The following is a 16,200-nucleotide window of genomic DNA, read 5'->3' as shown; positions in this document are numbered from 1 at the left end:
TCTGGCCGTCCGCGTCCACCGCCGCCGCAGGCAGACCGGCCGACGCGAAACCCGCGAGACGGTCTACGCCGTCACCAGCCTCGACGCCCACCAGGCCGGCCCCGCCGAGCTCGCCGCCGCGATCCGCGGCCACTGGACCGTGGAAGCCCTGCGATCAAGCCCTGACGCTCACGTCGTTCGGCGCGGAGCACAGGGTACGAGAGATCCAGACCAAGCTGCACCGTTGGGCGACCGACGATTCAGACAGGCAGTTCCGTGATTTGTTCAATCTTGTCTGCGATCCCGCATTTCTCCTGACTGCATGGGAGCGAGTGCGGGACAACAGGGGTGCAAGGTCGGCAGGGGTTGACGGGAAGAGCGCCTACTATATCGAGCGGCAAGGTGTCGGCGAGTTCCTGGCCGAGCTCCGCGAAGATTTGAAAGCGCAGCAGTTTCGCCCCTTACCAGTCCGCGAGAGGATGATTCCGAAAGCGGGCGGAAAGAAACTGCGCCGTCTAGGTATTCCCACCGTGCGTGATCGCGTTGTTCAGGCTGCGCTGAAATTGGTGCTGGAGCCTATTTTCGAGGCGGACTTTGAGCCGTGCTCGTATGGTTTCCGGCGCAATCGGCGAGCTCATGACGCGATCGCCGAGATCCGCACCTTCGCCAGTCCGCCCCACCGATACGAGTGGGTCGTGGAGGGCGATATCGCGGCGTGCTTTGACGAAATCTCACACTCGGCACTTATGGGTCGGGTGCGGCAACGGGTCTCCGACAAGCGCGTCCTGATGCTGGTCAAAGCGTTCCTGAAGGCCGGAATCCTCAACAAAGAGGGGCTCTTCAGGCAATCGCGCACAGGGACGCCACAGGGCGGAATTCTGTCACCTTTGCTCGCCAACGTCGCACTATCAGTACTCGATGAGCATTTCGCTCGACGTCACCGAGAGCAGAGGAGGATGACTCGGCAGCAGCGGCGGGGAAAGCCATCATTTCGGCTTATCCGCTACGCTGACGACTGGGTCGCTCTGGTTCGAGGCGACAGGGCTGATGCCGAGGCGATACGCGACGAAGCAGCAGAGGCTCTCTCCGCGATGGGCTTGCGCCTTTCAGAGGAGAAAACCACGCTGGTACACATCGATGAGGGCTTTGACTTTCTTGGTTGGCGCATCCAGCGCCACCGGAAACAAGGCACGGCGAAGTACTACGTCTACACCTACCCAAGCAAGAAGGCGGTCAAGTCCGTCTTGGGGAAAGTGAGGGCGGCCAGCCGATTGGACAAGAACCAGCCGCTCGAAGTCCTGCTGCGCTATCTCAACTCTGTGTTGCGGGGCTGGTGTGTCTACTTTCAGCCCGGGGTTTCAAGTGTCACCTTCCACTTCCTGCGCGCGTTCACCTGGCGCAGGGTCATGGGTTGGCTGCACCGAAAACACCCGCGTGCGAATTGGAAGCAAGTGCGCCGTCGGTATTGTCAGGGCCAGTGGTGGCCGTCAGATGGCGATACGGCGCTGTTCGATCCGGGGCGGATGCGGACTACCCGCTACCGCTACCGCGGGACAGCGATTCCCACTCCGTGGGCGAGCACCATCTGAACTGTTCGGACGTCAACGGGACTTGTGGAGCGCCCGGTGCCTGGAGACAGGCACGCCGGGTGCGGGAGGCGGTCCGGGGAAACCCCACCAGCAGCAATGCTGGCAGGGCGCCCCGGGCCGACCTCACAATTCCGTCGCCGATCCCGCGTTCTTGCTGGTCGCGTGGGCTCGGGTGCGAAGGAACAGTGGCGCCCGCTCGACCGGAGTGGACGGGCAGACCGCTCGCTCTTTACCTCGACTTCCGCGATCCTGGACGCCGTGACCGACGAGTGAATGAATCAAACCGGCGGCTGGTCCATCAAGGCAGCCGTTACGGCTGGAGGATCGAGATCTCCAGCTCAGGATCGAATCCGGAGTCCGCAGCGACCCGGCGAGCGAACTCGCGAACCCCCTCCAGTTGGCGTTCGCCGAAGGAGAAGTCCAGAGCCTCGGTGTAGTAGCGGCGCAAGGTCTCCTCGTCGAACGCCTCCCACCGGGCGGCCTGCTCGCAGACCTTGTCGACCTCGGCCATCGAGAGGTCCCGGGACTCCAGGAAGGCCCGGTGTACCTCGCGCACGATGTGTGGGTTCTGCTCCAAGTAGTCCTTGCGGGCGGCCCAGGCCGCGAAAACGAACGGCAGACCAGTCCACGCCTTCCACATCTCGCCCAGGTCGTACACCCGCAGGCCCAGTTCCTCGGCCTGATGAAGGTAGGCGCGCAGCGCGGCGTCGCCGATCACAACCGCGGCGTCCGCGTCCTGCATCATCACCGGCAGGTCCGGCGGGCAGGTGAAGTACTCCGGGCGGGCCCCTTCCCGTTCCTCCAACAGAAGTCGAGCCAGGCGTACCGACGAGCGCGAGGTGGAACCCAAGGCGACCCGGCGCCCGTCCAACTCGCCCAGCGGGACCTGGCTGACGATCAGGCAGGAGGTCACCGGACCGTCGCTGCCCACCGCGATGTCCGGCAGCAGCACCAAGTCGTTGGCGTGCTTGAGGTACTCCATGCAGGCGATCGGGCCGATGTCCAGGGTCCCGTCGACCAGCAGGTTGCTCAGCCGGTCCGGGGTGTCCTTGGTCAGCTCCAGGTCGAGCAAGCTGCCGGTGCGGGCCAGGCCCCAGTAAATCGGCAGACAGTTGAGGAACTGGATGTGCCCGACCCGGGGACGCTTCGCCGGTACATGCGGGACGCGAGGTACGCGAGAAATATCCACTCCCGCAGGCTAGTGCTTCAGTCCGAGAACAGGATGTGACGTCTGGTCAGCCCCGGTTGCGGCACGCGAGCGGCCACCGGTGATCACCGCATGTTGTGTCGATATACAACGATCGTCCGGTGGCCGCGAGCCACGCCCTACCCTCGGCGACCTGGACGGGGCTGTTCCACCAACTCACCGCCTCCCTCGTCGGCTGCTTCCGGTGGCGCGAGCCCCGGCTGCACGCCTTCGCCCTGATCCGCAGTCTGTGGCCGAGCTGCCGAGGAAGAACTGCTGGACCCTTGCCGAGCACCTGGGCCACCGCTCCCCGCGCCCGCTGCAGCACCTGCTGTCGGCCGCGAAGTGGGACGCCGAGCAGGTGCGCGACGCCGTCCGCGCCTTCGTGGTCTCCCACCTGCACGACCCGGCCGCGGTGCTGGTAGTCGACGAGGCGGGTGACCTCAAGAAGGGCGTCAAGACCGTCGGTGTGCAACGGCAGTACACCGGCACCGCCGGACGGATCTCGAACGCCCAGGTCGCGGTCTACCTCACCTACGCCGGACGCGGCGGGCACGCCCCGATCGACCGCCGCCTGTATCTGCCGGCGTGCTGGACGCGCGACGCGGACCGGCGACAGGAGGCCGGGGTGCCGCAGGCCGTCGGCTTCGCGACCAAGCGCCCACGCCCTGGAGCAGCTTGTGGACGCAAAGATCACCGGGGGTGAGCTCGTCGAGCCGGCGGAGCCTACTCCGGTGCTGGACCTGATGGCAGCACTGCAGGAGAGCGTCCGGGTGGACGCCACCGACTTCCCTGAGGGATCTGATACAGGCGCAGCATGCCTGGACGACACCTATGAGGCGCTCGCCGCGCCCCGCCCCTGCGACACCACGGCCCTGCACCGCCGCCTGCTGCTCCTGTCCGTACGGCTGTGGTGGCACCTGTAATGGAACACCGCCCGCTCGGTGCCGGCGGCGCGCACCGAGCTGCGGCCGCTGGTCCGCGCCGGGGGAGCAGCGCGGGCCGCGTGAGGACCGCCGGGCGCCGCACACCGTCAGGAGCCGGGTTGCGACAAGAGTTGCGCCTACGGTCGCGACAGGTGATGCGCCTACTGTTGCGCGACCCGGAGAGCCCCTTCGTGTCCATACAGGTCACCACGCGCTTTCGGCGTGGTCGGCCCGCTGACATCCCCGTTGCGGCCGCTCTCGCCGATGTCCGTTGGCTGGAGTGGAGGAAGAGGGGGCGGGGCGGGAGGGGCGGCGCGGGCCGCGGCCGGGGATCGGGCCGCGCGCTCAGCCGGTCGCGCGTCGTCCAGTGCCGTCACGCCCGTGCCATTGCCACCGGGAATAATTGAGTGAACGTCAGAGGCGTGCATACCAAAGGGTGGTGGCCATGGACGGTGCGGTATGGGGAGCTCTGGGCGCTGTGGCGGGCTCTGCGGTGACTGCCATTGGTGGCTACCTCGGGCCCGTGCGGGCGAGTCGGGCTGCAGCCCGGGAGCAGGCGCAGCAACGGGAGGAACAGCGGGCGGAAGGCCAGGTCGAAAGACTGATCGCCTACCGGGCGGCCCTGCGCGAGTGGGAGGAGTACCTCAGTGACGTGGTGCATCGCACGCAGCGCGGCTTGAACCTGGACGCAGCCGAAGTCCACGAACGTGTCGCCACGTACACGCAGCGGGCAAACGAAGCGAGTGACGCACTGATGCGGGATCAGTGGTGGGCGGGCTCAGAGAAACCAGCGTTGCGCGACGCCTCTGGATACGTCCTCGACTTCGTTTCAGGCGTTCGCCGGGTGACCGAGTCTGAGGTTATGGATCGCATACAGAGGGCCCGATACACGCGGCGGTCAATGTACGAAGAGATGATCGATAGGCTAGCTCGTATTGCCGGGGAACCAGTACACGTCACCTATGGCCTCGATTCGTCAGCGGGTTTCGGTCGTTGATCGGTGCGGCTGTTCGCCCGTAATCGCTCGACGCGATCGACGCCCGCCCCGGCCCGTTCGGGGGTGCGGCTGCGGCGCCGGACGACGAGCCCGTCGCCGTTCCGAACCGACCGGTGCCGGCGGGGGAGACCGGCGCTGCCGGGCTCGCGGAACCCGCCACCGTGCCGCGGCAGTCCGCCGTCCCGCCCGCGGAGACGTCCGCCGCCGGCGGCGCGGGCCTGAACGGCGCCGGCACCGAGGAATGGGTCCGCGTGCGCCAGGCGGCCGATGTCCTGCGCGGGCAGGGGGCTACCGGTGACAGCGCCTGCCAGGCGGGGACCACCAGGCCGTGTCAGACCGCGGCACATGACCGGTGTCCTGCGGACCAGACATCGCCAACTCGGGTGAACTTGACCGCGAACACCCCGACCGGCCTGCACCTTCCCGTGTATGACCTGAGCAGAACCCCCCACGGAAGGAAGTGCATTGAGGATCTTCGCAAGGCCCCTGGCCCGTCTGGCCGTGTCACTGGCCGGCACGGCCGCACTGCTCGCCGTCGCAGCCCCTGCGCCCGCCGAGGCGGCGCCGCTGGGGCGAGCATGCATGTTCGTCGCGCCCAAGGGCGCGTACGGCGTCGGGCACGCCGCGTTCGCCATCAAGGTGCGCGGCGAGCGCGACCACTGGATTTACGGGTCGTTCGGCTCCACCAACGACGCGCCGTTGCGCGGCTGGATCAAGGGCGGCACGTGGGGGCAGGCTCGCGGGCACTTCAAGAAGGTGTATGACCGAGACCACGACAGTCCGCGCTACTACACCCAGTACCGGTGCGTGAACACCCGGGACGGTAACCAGAAGACGGCGCAGGACTGGTACCGGACCGTCAAGTCCCGTGGGTACGACCTGCACACGAACAACTGCCTCCACATGAGCATGGCCGTGTTCAAGGGGTACAGCAGCATCCTGCGCAAGGACTCCAGGCTGGTGTCCGCGACCAACGAGCTTCCGAACCGGTACTTCGGCACGGTGCTGGGCAAGGCTGGCTGGGAGAGGGCGAACGTGGTGTGACCGGGCGTGCCCCGCACGGGGTCTGAGGAGCCGTCGTCCCGGTGCGGGACGACGGCCCCCGCCCACCGTGGACCTAGGCGGTCGGCGGTCGTGGCCGACCATCACCACCCCGGCCCGCACCGCCGCCGGCGCCCCGGCGTGGCTGCGGCTGGTGTCCGCTCCGGCGGCCAAGGCGTCGGGGAAGTTGTGGGAGGGCGCCCTGGACGCCCAGCACACCTTCGGCGACCTCGACGGGCACCGGCCCGCGCTCGTGGGCGTGCACGACGTGTTCGATGACGGGACCGCCTACGGGGCGGAGCTGTCTGTGCACGTCGACCAGCCGGTCCTGTCCGACGAACCGATCCTCCAGCACGACGTCCAGCTGCCCGGCTCCTGGTGGACCGACCTGTCGGAGGCGCTGGAAAAGGTGTCGGCAACGGCCACCGACCGTGTCGCCGTACGGCAGCAGTACATGGACCGGGCGATCCCTCAGTTCGTAGGCATCCCGGCGCCCGCCGTCACTTGCTGGACCACTGCCCACTCCGACCTGCACTGGGCGAACCTCACCGCACCCCTGCGGATTCTCGACTGGGAGGGCTGGGGCCGCGCTCCGGAAGGCTTCGACGCGGCCACCCTCTTCGCCTACACGCTGCTCCAGCCGGACACCACCACCCGCGTCCGCGACGTCTTCCCCGTCCTGGGCAGCCCGGCCGGCCTCGCCGCCGAAGCCACCGTGTGCGCCATGCTGCTCCAGACTGTAGCCCGCGGCGACAACCTCGCCCTCGAAGACCAGCTCCGCACCTGGTCCGAGGAACTACGCCGCCGCTGAAAGGGCGGGGCAGCTCTCGCCGCGTACGCCCAGGAACCTCCACGTAGGGGCGCCCCGAGCCACAGCACGTCCTGCAGTGGGTTGCCTTCCGACACAGGGAGTAGCCCGCTGTCGAGGTTCGCCTCATCAACTTGCCCCAGGCGGTCATCGGGGCAGGCTTGCAGACTGGCCGTCAGGCTCTGATGCTTGGTGTGGCCTTCCTCCCGAGGAGGCGGCGGGAGACGCAGACGCTCGCTCAGCTCGGGCAGATCCCGGACGCTGCCAGGCCCTCACACTACGGGGAGAACGGAATGGCCGTTGGCACAGTGGCGGCCGGTCGTCGTCCCACGGATGTTGTTGCCTTCGTGGTTCTTTGTGGCCGAGCTCCACCAGCCGGTGTACCGTCGTGATCAGCAGTCGTGGTTCCGAAGTCCCGTTCGCCCGTGATCGCAATCGCGGGCGTTTTTGCTGTTCAACGCCTCTCCGGACCAGGGCGATCACCTCCGGATCCCGCACGGTGCGGGACCCGATACGAGTCCCCTCAAAGGAGACAGGCATGGCCAAGGGCACTGTGAAGTGGTTCAACGCGGAAAAGGGCTTCGGCTTCATCGAACAGGACGGCGGCGGCCCGGACGTCTTCGCCCACTACTCGAACATCGCCGCCCAGGGCTTCCGCGAGCTCCAGGAGGGCCAGAAGGTCGAGTTCGACGTTACGCAGGGCCAGAAGGGCCCGCAGGCGGAGAACATCCGCGCCCTGTAAAGACGGACACACAAGAGGCCCCAGCCGGGATGCAAGCTCCCCCACTGGCTGGGGCCTCTTCGGCCCTACCCGCCCCCCGATGGTGGGAGGTTTCCGATGCCCCGCTGTTGAGGGAGCCTCAGGAAGAACGGCGGGATGGCGTGCCCTCGTCGGCACGGCCGCCGGCCCCGAGGGTCCGCCGGGGGGCCGGACACACGACCGGGTGATTGCCGAGAACACCCCGGGCCGCGAGGGACCACGGCTGGACCGACGACGACGAGGACCCGCGCTACCTGCGGGACCGGGACCAGGTGGGTGTCGTGACCCATCGGACGGGCACGGAGTGCAAGGTGTACCTGCACACGTGATGGACGTGCGGGTACTCGTGGACGTGGTGGTGGTCGCGTCGGTTATCTCGGCTCTCGCGATCACCCCGCGTGTCCTGGCCCGCCGCTCCGACCCGGTCGGGGCGGCGGGCCACCGCGTCTTCTCGCCAGCCGCGTGGCTGGCGCTGGTGACCGGCCTGGTCTATGTCAACCAGGTGCTGTTCACCGTCTATGTGCTGCGCGTGCATGCCGGCGACCCGTCGTTCGTCGCGCGCTACCTGCCCGCCGGGTGGTTCGACCTGGCGTCGGCGAATCCTGTTCTGTGCCGCTTGGCCGAGCTCTTCCCGGCGCCCGGGCTGCTCGCACCGAGCGTGCTGCGGGTGCAGGCGTTCCTGGAACTTCCCTTCGTTCTCATGGCGTTCGCGACGGTGGTGCGCTGGCTGGACGCTGGCCTGTACCGGCGGCTCGCACGCTCGGCCCTGCTGCCCTTGGCATCGGTGTCTTACACGGCCGTTTTCTGCCTGGTCGAGTGGGATCTGCGCAATCCGTACACTATCGACGATGTGGTGATCCGTGCTGTCTCGGCGGTCGTCACCCCGCTGCTGATCGCCCGTGTCGCGGCGCGCGACGAAAGTACGTTCCGGGTGCCGTCCTCGGTGCCGGGCCTGCTGGTGTTCACCGGCTCGCTGGGCGCGCTGGGCGCGCTCGTGCTGGTCGTCTACGACACCGCGCTGCTGTACAACCTGGGCCGCTTGGACGACCGGCTGCCGCTCGCCCTGGCGGCAGGGGGTGCGCTTCTCGGGCTGCGTGCGGTCGCCTCCCGGCCGGCGGCGGCCGGATCCGCGCCCACGCTGTCCTTCGTGGTGCACGCCCTGCGCCACTGGTTGCTGCTGTTCTTCGCACCTGCCCTGGCGATCCGCTACGGCCTGCTGTTCGGCACGCCCGCCCTGGCGCTGGCGGCGGGCGCCCTGACGGCCGCGGTCGCCTGCGTGCACGCGGGCCGGGACACCCTGGCCGGCGCCGAACGGCATCCCCGCGCCGCCCTCCGCCTTGCGGCTGGCATCGGCTGCGCGGTCCTGGCCGGAGCCGTCGCCGCCGCCCTGGCCCTCCGGCTCACCCCGCCGTCGTACGAGGAGATAGCCCTGCTGTCGGCCATGGGCGCCTTCCTGGTGACGGGCGTCGCGGTGTGCGGCCTCGTCGACAGCCGCGCGGCAGCTTTGCGCGAGAAGTCGGGAAGGTCCCTGTGATCAAGTCCTTGGGGGTCGAGGACGACGCGGGTGACGTCGATCAGGTCGGCACCGTCCAGTTGGTGCAGGACGGCTTCGTGCAGCCGCTCCCACACCCCGTGGCGCCCTGCGGCTGGAGGTAGTAGCCGGGGCCGATGCGGAGCGGGTCGACGGCGGAGGGCGGGATGAACGCGATCAGTTCGATGGCGCGCGTCGTGGGCAGCGGCAGGGCCCGCAGCTCTTTGTCCGTGACCGGGCTGACCCGGCCGTTCGGCAGTTCATAACCGGGCCCTATTTCTCCGAAGGTGACCTCAGGGTCCTCCGCGTCGCACCAGTAGCGGTTGCGCACCAGAGCGTTGTCGGGGGTGTGGATCCTGCGGAAGCGGACGCTGTGGTCTTCGGTCGTGCTCAGGACCGTGATCGGGGCGCTGACCAGCCCGAACGAGATGGCGCCGTTGAAGATGCTCGCGGCCATGGGTACACCTCCGAGACCCCGAGTACTACCAGCCTAGAAGCTCCGCCACGGTCCGGCACGAGCACGGGCAGGCGCCCCCTGCGGGCCTACGGACACGTTCCTTGGCAGTTGGCCCAGGCCGTCGGCTACAGCGAGCGGGCTGCTTGGGCTGGTGGCAGTGCCTTGCGGAGGATGTAGTTGAGACCGAACTCGGTTTCGCTCGTGCGGACATCGGTGTACCCGAGTCTGAGGTAGAAGCCGTGAGCGGTGATACTCGCACCGGTCTCCATGTGGTCGTACCCGTCGCGCACGGCCGAGACTTCCACCTGCTGCATGAGTTGACGGCCAATCCCCTGCGCGGCGAAGTCGGGATCGACGAACATCGTGTAGACCTTGTTGCCTTCCCGGGAAACGGTGCCGACCACCCCGTCGCCCTCGGCCACGTAGATGAGGCGGCTTGCCGACAGCTCGATGAACCGCTCGGCCGTGAAGTGCGCGCACATCGTGTCGATGATGTGCTGGGGATAGTCGCGGCTGTTCACGTCGCGCAGGCATCGCTGAATGATCTCGGCGATCCGTGGAGCATCGCCTGGGCGGAATAGACGGACCCTGATCGCCACGGCGCCTCCTGGTCGTCGGCAGGACTGACCAGAGCATCTCAGATTCAGCCAGGCACCGTCGCGCGACCGCAATCGATCATGCCGACCGCGTCCACCCGGACACCTGCCCGTTACTGACCCACGCTCCTAGCTGGAGGCGTCGGCCATGTGCTCATGGTGGTGCTTGAGCGCGTCACGGGCCGTGAGGACATCGGCCGGGGTGAGGCTGCTCCAGTACGTGTACGTGACGATCGTCGCGGCGAGTTCGACTTCCCGCGCCCGCAGCCGGGCGATCTCCACCGCGTCCTGGGGATCCCAGAGAGGGGAGGCGGGGCGGGACGACTTCCGCCAGGCGCTCTCGTGCGTCTCCCACGCGTCCAGCGGTTCGGCCGACCACGGCACCCGCTGATAAACCGTCTGCCGTTCAGCGCGGACCTGACGGAGTTCATCCTGAGCGTCAATCAGGTCCGGGGAAGTCGTACGAGGCTGCCACGACCCAAAGGTACTGTTGTTCGAACCGGGCTCCGGACCGCCTCGCGGCAACATCTCCTGCGCCAACCCTTGCGTCTACTCCTGCGGCATCTCTTGCGACTTCTCTTGCGCGATCCTCGCCGACGCCGCCGCATCCGTGCAGGTCACCCCCACCGTACGGGCGTGGTCGGACCTCTCACATCCCCGTTGCGGCCGCTTTCGCCCAGTCCCTGGCTGGAGTTGAGGGGAAAAGAGGGGCGGGATGGGCGGCCGGGCCGGGGATCGGGGCGTCGCTCAGCCGGTTGCGCGTCGGCCGGGGCCTCCGCGCCGTGCCACCATCATCACTGGGGGATCGAGAAACCGCCGGCCAGCTGACCGAGGGTCGGTCGTAGCAGGCAGAACAGCTCCGGCGTGCACGCCGCCACAGCAGCGTCCACTCGACTCCGGCTTGATGGCGATATCTGAATCTCCCCATGCGGCGCTCGGGTTGTCCTCAGAGTTGCTCGGTTTGATTCCCCAGGTAGGCCAGTGCTGGCCAGCGGGCGGGTGCCACACGGGAGTTGCCGCTCGAGTGGCGTGTCGGCGCCGGGTCTCCGGCTCAGATCACTGGGTGGAGATCTTGTGGACGGTGGTGTCGTCGGGGTTCAGCCGTCGCCCGTCCGCAGACAGTACTTCCAGCGCGCGGAGGCGATGTCCCTGTCGGCGGTCGACCAACTGTGAGCGTGGTTCGCCGGGGGCGAAGAAGTTCTGTTCGCCCCACTGCCGCAGTGCCACGATGACGGGGAAGAGCGCCTTGCCTTTCGGAGTCAGTACGTACTCGCGGTAGGCGCTGCCGTCCGAGGCGGGGACGGATTCGAGGACACCGCCGGCGACCAGGGTGCGCAGACGCGCGGTGAGGATGTTCTTCGCCACGCCGAGGCTGCGCTGGAACTCCCCGAAGCGCCGGCTTCCGTCGAAGGCGTCCCGCACGATCAGCAGGGACCACCAGTCGCCGATCGCGTCCACTGACCGGGCGACGGGACATTCGCTGTCGTCGAAGCGCGTCCTGGTCACCATGGTGTCCCTCACTCTCACATCGGTTGCAACATGCTACCAAAAAAGTTACCTTCACCATTGGTGGCAAGATGAAACCAGATGTGCGGAGGAGTGCTGATGCCCGGCAACGGTGAGGCTGTGACACGACGGGCTGAGGCCCGAACCGGGGAAGGTTCCGCGTTTGTCCTGTCCCGTGGCGTCGTCATACTGTTCGCCGTCGTCTGCGGGGCCGCGGTGGCCAACGTCTACTTCTCCCAGCCGCTCCTGGTGACCATGGGCCACGACCTCGCCATCAGCCCGGGACTTGTCGGCAGCGTGGTCACCCTCACGCAGGTCGGATACGGGCTGGGACTCTTCTTCCTCGTGCCGCTGGGCGACGTGGCGGACCGCAGACGGCTCATCGTGGCCCAGTTGCTGCTCCTGGTGGTGGTGCTGGCGGTGGTAGCCGCCGCCCACACGGCGGCGATCCTGCTCGCGGGTATGGCCGCGATGGGGCTTCTCGCAGTCGTCACGCAGACGCTGGTGGCCTTCGCGGCATCACTGGCCCCTCCCGCCGGGCGCGGACGGGTCGTCGGTCTGGTCACCAGCGGCGTGGTCATCGGAATCCTGCTCGCCCGCACCGCATCCGGCCTCATGGCCGATCTCGCGGGCTGGCGCTCCGTCTACCTCGCCTCGGCGTCGCTCACCGCTCTGCTCGCCCTGGTCCTGTACCGAGTGCTCCCGCGCCACAGTGACGCCCCGCCGACAACCCTGCGCTATGGACAGCTCCTGCGCTCCACGATCACCCTGTTCGCACGCGAACGACTGCTGCGGCTCCGGGCCCTGTTCGGTCTCCTGATCTTCGCCGCCTTCAGCACCCTGTGGAGCAGCGTCGCGCTGCCGCTCAGCGAGGCCCCGTACTTCCTGCCCCACAGCGCGATCGGGGCACTGGGGCTGATCGGTGTCGCCGGCGCCCTGGCCGCGACCGTGGCGGGCCGCCTGAACGACCGCGGACTCTCCCGGCGGACCACCGGCATCGCCCTGGCACTGCTCGCCGCCTCGTGGCTGCCCTTGGCCTTCACCCGCAGCTCGCTCTGGGCCCTGGTAGCCGGGGTTATCCTTCTCGACCTCGCCGTGCAGGCGGTCCATGTCACCAATCAGACCCTGATCTATGCGCTGCACCCGGACGCGGGCAGCCGGCTGATCGGCGGATACATGGTCTTCTACTCGATCGGCAGCGCCACCGGCGCCATCGCCGCGACCTCCCTCTACACGGTGGCCGGCTGGGGCGCCGTGTGCGCACTGGGTGCCACGTTCAGCTGCCTCGGGCTCGTGCTGTGGGCGTTCACTCGACACAGGGCCCCGGGCCCCGCCGCCGAGGTCACTTCTCGCAGTGAAGACACCCCACCATGTGAGCTGCTCGGGAGCTGCGCTGCTTCTGTTCCCAGGACGGGCTCGACGTAACGGAGCAGTGACGCTCTTGCCGTCCGGCGCGCAGAAAGAATCATGAGCGTCATAGAACTGATCCCCCGGGCCGGCGAGCGAGGCCTGGATACCAGTCGTCCGGCTTCTGAGGACCGTTGTTCGTTGCCGCTGGCCGACGACCGCGGACGACCTGGAGGCGGTGCCGGGACCGTCGGCCAAGCGCAAGGACGTGGCTGAGTGTTCCGCGTTTCCCTACGTTCCTGGTTGATCCTCGCTGTGCCCGTCGTGGGTCTGTTGCTACTGACGTATTCCGCTACAACGTCCGAGCCGCGCGTATCCGCGGAATGGCAGGTCCCTGCCGAGCGGTTGCAGGATAGTCCGCTCCCCGCCGGCGGCACGGCTCAACTCTCGAAGTGTGGGGTGGATGATTGGCCGCGGCCGGTACCACGGGGGAAAGGCGAGCGGAGCAAGGACCCGCAGCTGGTGCTCACCAGCTGGGACGCCTACGATCCGGGGCCGAAGTCGCCGGGCAAACCCCGCTTCACCGTCCACGCGGCCATCCGAACAGGCGACCGCCCCCTGTTGCTCGACGCACCGCTGGCCAAAGGTCGGGTCACGGTCGATCTCTACGGCCCGCACGGTGAGGGCAGCCGCGCCTCCGCCCGCGGGCTCACCGCGACTGTCGTGGACAGCGGTTACATGGGCAAGTCTGTTAAAACCCCGGCGTCCGGCAGCTTCCGCGTGGATCCAGGCAAAGAGTTGCTCCTGGACGTGGATGTGCCTGCCGGGGCCGTGTGTCCTGGCCACAACCTGCTCGACATCATCAAGTGCTCGCCTGAGGACACTAACGACTCCGCGGACTGCCCGGTGCTGACTCTCACCCTCGCCGACCCGGCGATCCGTGTGTACCGCGCCGAGACGACAGGTGACAGCGCCGCCGGCTCCCTCAGCGACCGGCTGGTCGCGGTTTCCCTGGAACCGGACACCTCCCAGGTGTGAGCAGCCCAAACGGGTGCCTATTCCTGGAGTGTCATCAGCCCCTAACCATGGCCCTGCGAATGTCCAAGGCGCGTGTGATCTCGATCAGGCCGGGTCACCACCGGTGGCAACGGACGCTACTGGTGACAAGTAGCGCGCCGATCTAGTGACAACCACCGTGCCTCGTTGATCAGAGATCAGCAGGTCGGGTGACCTGTTCAGTGACACATATAGAACTTCGGCACACCCGTTCCCGAATCCGAGGAACACGGCCGAAGTCGCGAACCGGCCGGCCGCCGCCGGCGACCATTAGCGCCAGTTCGAGGGCGGTGGCGGTGGCGGTGGCGGAGGAGCGTCTGCGGCTGCGACGCAAGTGGTCCAGAGCCCGGCGGCGGGCGATGGCTGCGCTCCAGCCACGGAAGCCGGCCCCGCTACCCTGGAATTGGTCCAGATCCCGGGCTATCTCGTGCCAGGCATCCGATGCCACCTCTTCGGCACCCTGGCCGACCAGGCCGTGCAGGTAGCCGAGCAATCCTGGCTGCACGATCCGGTACACGACCATGAAGGCTGTTTCGTCGCCGTCCTGTGCCTGCGCGACGGCAGCACCTAACCTCGTGTCGGACGCGGCGTGACCGGCTTGCTCTCCCTGGCCCAAGACCTGTCCTTCAAATAGCGTCCGGTGAGCGACGGATGGTGGACCTGCTGCGCTGCCGACCACGCTTTACCCGCCGTGATCATTAGCGGCTGGTCGCACAGATCTGTCACAGCAACCGCTCCCGCGAAGGTGAACAGCCCTGGCTCGATGTCGCACTGCGTGACGATTGGCCGGGTCTGTGCGGCTACGGCACCGAGGCTGTACGAGCCGACAGCTCCCGTCAGGCGTTCAGGGCGCCGCTGAGGGTGGAGTAGCAGCCGATCACGGTGTCCAGGCCGACGAGTTGGAAGGTGCGCCCAACGCCACAGCCCACCACGACCATCGGCTGCGGCAGCCCGCTCCCGCAGCACCACGCGGCCCAAACCCGCACCCGGCACGGATCCGCCCGCCGAACGAAATGAGAGAGCCCCTCGACCGGGCCCTGATGGCCCCACTCCCCGCCGAGGACGGAGCAGGTAGGCGGGACTGTCACGGCGCCGGCTGTCTTCGATCACCACTGATAATGCTGCGGCGAGAGACGGCACAGACCCGAAGGAGCGCCGCGAGTGAGGGCTGACGACACACCGAAGACGGAGCCGCGGACGCTACTTGGCCGCGTCTGTCTGGTGCTGGTGATGCTGTTCATGGGGGTGTTGTTCAGCGCTATGGGGGTGGGCAGAACAGTGCATTCCGCCGATGGACTGAAGTACTCCACGCGCACTTCTGGCACCCCGGGACTGCTGAAGATATTCAACTGCGCCGCCTCGGGCACCGGCAGACAGCAACGCACCACGTGCTTCGGTAAGTTCCAGTCCGACGACCACCGTGTCGTGGATGATTTCTCGTCCATCGACGGTTCCTACAAGGAAGGAACGGTCCTGCCGGTCCAGCGGGATGGGGACGGCGACTGCCGCGAGGTCGGTGTGGCCCCGATAGCCGGGCAACTGGCCATGATCTGCTTCTCCGCGGTGGGACTCATGGCTGGCCTGGCCTCCTTCTGCAGTGCTTTCTCCACCGCGATGCCACGGACGGGCAGCCGGATCGGCGCCGTGTTGTGGCCACCGAGGGCCGCCCGGATGGTAGGCAGGTTGTGCATAGCGCTCGGGATCGGTGCCGCCGTCTTCGGCGCGGTCAGCTTGATCGGATGGCTGGCCATGCCCTGACGGCCCACGAAGTGTCACTGAAGCTGCGCCATCTTGAAGTAGCTGGTCAGGGGCTGGTGTGACGTTGTTTCGGGGTGCTCGTGCTGGTCGTGGGCGGCAGTCTGCGGTGTAGATCGTCTGGCGGGGCGGTTTTGCGGATTCCCACCCGTCGTCGCGGGTGCCGCTCATGGTCTCGTCGCAGGCGTCGCTGTCCACGGCCCGCACCTGACGACTGAGGCCAGCGAGTACTGGCAGCGGGGTTCCGGGTGTCGATGCCGACGAGGCCAGGGTGCGTTGCGGGTTGTTTTCTCATGGAAGTCGCTCGGTAGTCCCACGACGTTCAGGACCGGTTGTGTGCCTTGGACGATCTCGAAGACGAAGGTCGCTCCGCTGGGCAGGCCGTGAGTGCGCACAGGTCGCCGAAGGTGAGGGACGCATCGGGCTGCCAGGAGCAGCCGGCCTGGTCGAGAGCTTGCGTGACGTCCTGGTAGGTGACGGCCGCGGGGAAGACCCGGGCCTCACCGTACTGGCACAGAGTGCTTGTTCCGTGAGTGCGGTATTCCTGGTTGGCCTCGGGAATACGGGCGAACACCACCTGAGCAGTGGCTCGGCAGGCGTTCGCCGGCTGCGGGCGGCGCGGGATGTGCATGGGTTGCGACAGCACCTGGCATGCTTCACCAGCCC

17 protein-coding genes and 2 pseudogenes are annotated in these 16,200 nt (G+C 67.7%); 12 read left to right on the top strand and 7 right to left on the bottom strand.

Features of this window, described 5'->3' with window-relative positions; genetic code table 11:
* The first annotated feature begins 260 nt into the window (after nucleotides 1–260).
* Nucleotides 261–1,568, top strand: a complete 1,308-nt coding sequence (gene ltrA, locus ACIQFZ_RS38535) for a group II intron reverse transcriptase/maturase (protein WP_402693441.1) — start codon at nucleotides 261–263, stop codon at nucleotides 1,566–1,568.
* A 310-nt stretch (nucleotides 1,569–1,878) separates the two neighbouring features.
* On the opposite strand, the gene ACIQFZ_RS38530 is transcribed toward ltrA, so the two are convergent.
* The gene (locus tag ACIQFZ_RS38530; protein ID WP_402693440.1) at nucleotides 1,879–2,757 is read right to left on the bottom strand and encodes a menaquinone biosynthetic enzyme MqnA/MqnD family protein; all 879 of its coding nucleotides are present in this window, start codon (nucleotides 2,755–2,757) and stop codon (nucleotides 1,879–1,881) included.
* 247 nt (nucleotides 2,758–3,004) lie between these two features.
* Between ACIQFZ_RS38530 and ACIQFZ_RS38525 the strand changes: the two are divergent.
* The 8 genes and pseudogenes from ACIQFZ_RS38525 to ACIQFZ_RS38490 form a co-directional block, all read left to right on the top strand.
* Nucleotides 3,005–3,412: pseudogene (locus tag ACIQFZ_RS38525) on the top strand (transposase); the annotation flags it as partial.
* A 22-nt stretch (nucleotides 3,413–3,434) separates the two neighbouring features.
* Nucleotides 3,435–3,680 carry a hypothetical protein gene (locus ACIQFZ_RS38520; protein WP_402693439.1) on the top strand — a complete coding sequence of 82 codons (246 nt, stop codon included), beginning with the start codon at nucleotides 3,435–3,437 and terminating at the stop codon, nucleotides 3,678–3,680.
* 445 nt (nucleotides 3,681–4,125) lie between these two features.
* Complete coding sequence (locus tag ACIQFZ_RS38515; RefSeq protein ID WP_402693438.1) at nucleotides 4,126–4,677, top strand: hypothetical protein; 552 nt, start codon at nucleotides 4,126–4,128, stop codon at nucleotides 4,675–4,677.
* Between the two features lie 465 nt (nucleotides 4,678–5,142).
* Nucleotides 5,143–5,721 (top strand): hypothetical protein, encoded by a 579-nt coding sequence (locus tag ACIQFZ_RS38510; RefSeq protein WP_402693437.1) that lies wholly within the window; start codon nucleotides 5,143–5,145, stop codon nucleotides 5,719–5,721.
* A gap of 67 nt (nucleotides 5,722–5,788) precedes the next feature.
* Nucleotides 5,789–6,529 carry a hypothetical protein gene (locus tag ACIQFZ_RS38505; RefSeq protein WP_402693436.1) on the top strand — a complete coding sequence of 247 codons (741 nt, stop codon included), beginning with the start codon at nucleotides 5,789–5,791 and terminating at the stop codon, nucleotides 6,527–6,529.
* 535 nt (nucleotides 6,530–7,064) lie between these two features.
* Entirely contained in the window at nucleotides 7,065–7,268 is a 204-nt protein-coding gene (locus tag ACIQFZ_RS38500) for a cold-shock protein (protein WP_100572255.1), read from the top strand.
* A gap of 206 nt (nucleotides 7,269–7,474) precedes the next feature.
* Entirely contained in the window at nucleotides 7,475–7,615 is a 141-nt protein-coding gene (locus tag ACIQFZ_RS38495) for a hypothetical protein (RefSeq protein ID WP_402693435.1), read from the top strand.
* Nucleotides 7,615–8,820, top strand: coding sequence for a hypothetical protein (locus ACIQFZ_RS38490; protein WP_402693434.1), 1,206 nt, complete (start codon nucleotides 7,615–7,617; stop codon nucleotides 8,818–8,820). Before ACIQFZ_RS38495 ends, ACIQFZ_RS38490 begins: the two co-directional genes overlap by 1 nt.
* A gap of 40 nt (nucleotides 8,821–8,860) precedes the next feature.
* Here the strand turns inward: ACIQFZ_RS38490 and ACIQFZ_RS38485 are convergent, their stop codons facing one another.
* From ACIQFZ_RS38485 to ACIQFZ_RS38470, 4 genes are all read right to left on the bottom strand, one after another.
* Nucleotides 8,861–9,274 (bottom strand): Ku protein, encoded by a 414-nt coding sequence (locus tag ACIQFZ_RS38485; protein ID WP_402693433.1) that lies wholly within the window; start codon nucleotides 9,272–9,274, stop codon nucleotides 8,861–8,863.
* 125 nt (nucleotides 9,275–9,399) lie between these two features.
* Nucleotides 9,400–9,873, bottom strand: a complete 474-nt coding sequence (locus ACIQFZ_RS38480; RefSeq protein ID WP_402693432.1) for a GNAT family N-acetyltransferase — start codon at nucleotides 9,871–9,873, stop codon at nucleotides 9,400–9,402.
* A gap of 126 nt (nucleotides 9,874–9,999) precedes the next feature.
* Nucleotides 10,000–10,254, bottom strand: coding sequence for a hypothetical protein (locus ACIQFZ_RS38475; RefSeq protein WP_402693431.1), 255 nt, complete (start codon nucleotides 10,252–10,254; stop codon nucleotides 10,000–10,002).
* A gap of 672 nt (nucleotides 10,255–10,926) precedes the next feature.
* Nucleotides 10,927–11,379 carry a winged helix-turn-helix transcriptional regulator gene (locus tag ACIQFZ_RS38470; protein WP_402693430.1) on the bottom strand — a complete coding sequence of 151 codons (453 nt, stop codon included), beginning with the start codon at nucleotides 11,377–11,379 and terminating at the stop codon, nucleotides 10,927–10,929.
* Nucleotides 11,380–11,475: 96 nt separating this feature from the next.
* On the opposite strand from ACIQFZ_RS38470, the gene ACIQFZ_RS38465 reads away from it, so the two are divergent.
* A complete protein-coding gene (locus ACIQFZ_RS38465) occupies nucleotides 11,476–12,801 on the top strand; it encodes an MFS transporter (RefSeq protein ID WP_402693429.1) in 1,326 nt (441 codons plus the stop codon).
* A 444-nt stretch (nucleotides 12,802–13,245) separates the two neighbouring features.
* Nucleotides 13,246–13,761, top strand: coding sequence for a hypothetical protein (locus ACIQFZ_RS38460; RefSeq protein WP_402693428.1), 516 nt, complete (start codon nucleotides 13,246–13,248; stop codon nucleotides 13,759–13,761).
* 316 nt (nucleotides 13,762–14,077) lie between these two features.
* Here the strand turns inward: ACIQFZ_RS38460 and ACIQFZ_RS38455 are convergent.
* Nucleotides 14,078–14,395, bottom strand: a pseudogene (locus ACIQFZ_RS38455) (RNA polymerase sigma factor); the annotation flags it as partial.
* 545 nt (nucleotides 14,396–14,940) lie between these two features.
* On the opposite strand from ACIQFZ_RS38455, the gene ACIQFZ_RS38450 reads away from it, so the two are divergent.
* On the top strand, nucleotides 14,941–15,537 hold the full coding sequence (locus tag ACIQFZ_RS38450; protein WP_402693427.1) for a hypothetical protein: 597 nt from the start codon (nucleotides 14,941–14,943) through the stop codon (nucleotides 15,535–15,537).
* 319 nt (nucleotides 15,538–15,856) lie between these two features.
* Here the strand turns inward: ACIQFZ_RS38450 and ACIQFZ_RS38445 are convergent, their stop codons facing one another.
* Complete coding sequence (locus ACIQFZ_RS38445; RefSeq protein WP_402693426.1) at nucleotides 15,857–16,165, bottom strand: hypothetical protein; 309 nt, start codon at nucleotides 16,163–16,165, stop codon at nucleotides 15,857–15,859.
* Nucleotides 16,166–16,200 lie beyond the last annotated feature (35 nt).

Source organism: Streptomyces sp. NPDC093064, from assembly GCF_044754605.1.
Taxonomy (GTDB): Bacteria; Actinomycetota; Actinomycetes; order Streptomycetales; family Streptomycetaceae; genus Streptomyces.
The sequence above is the reverse complement of the archived record's forward strand: the minus strand, read 5'-3'. Positions and strand labels throughout refer to the sequence as shown.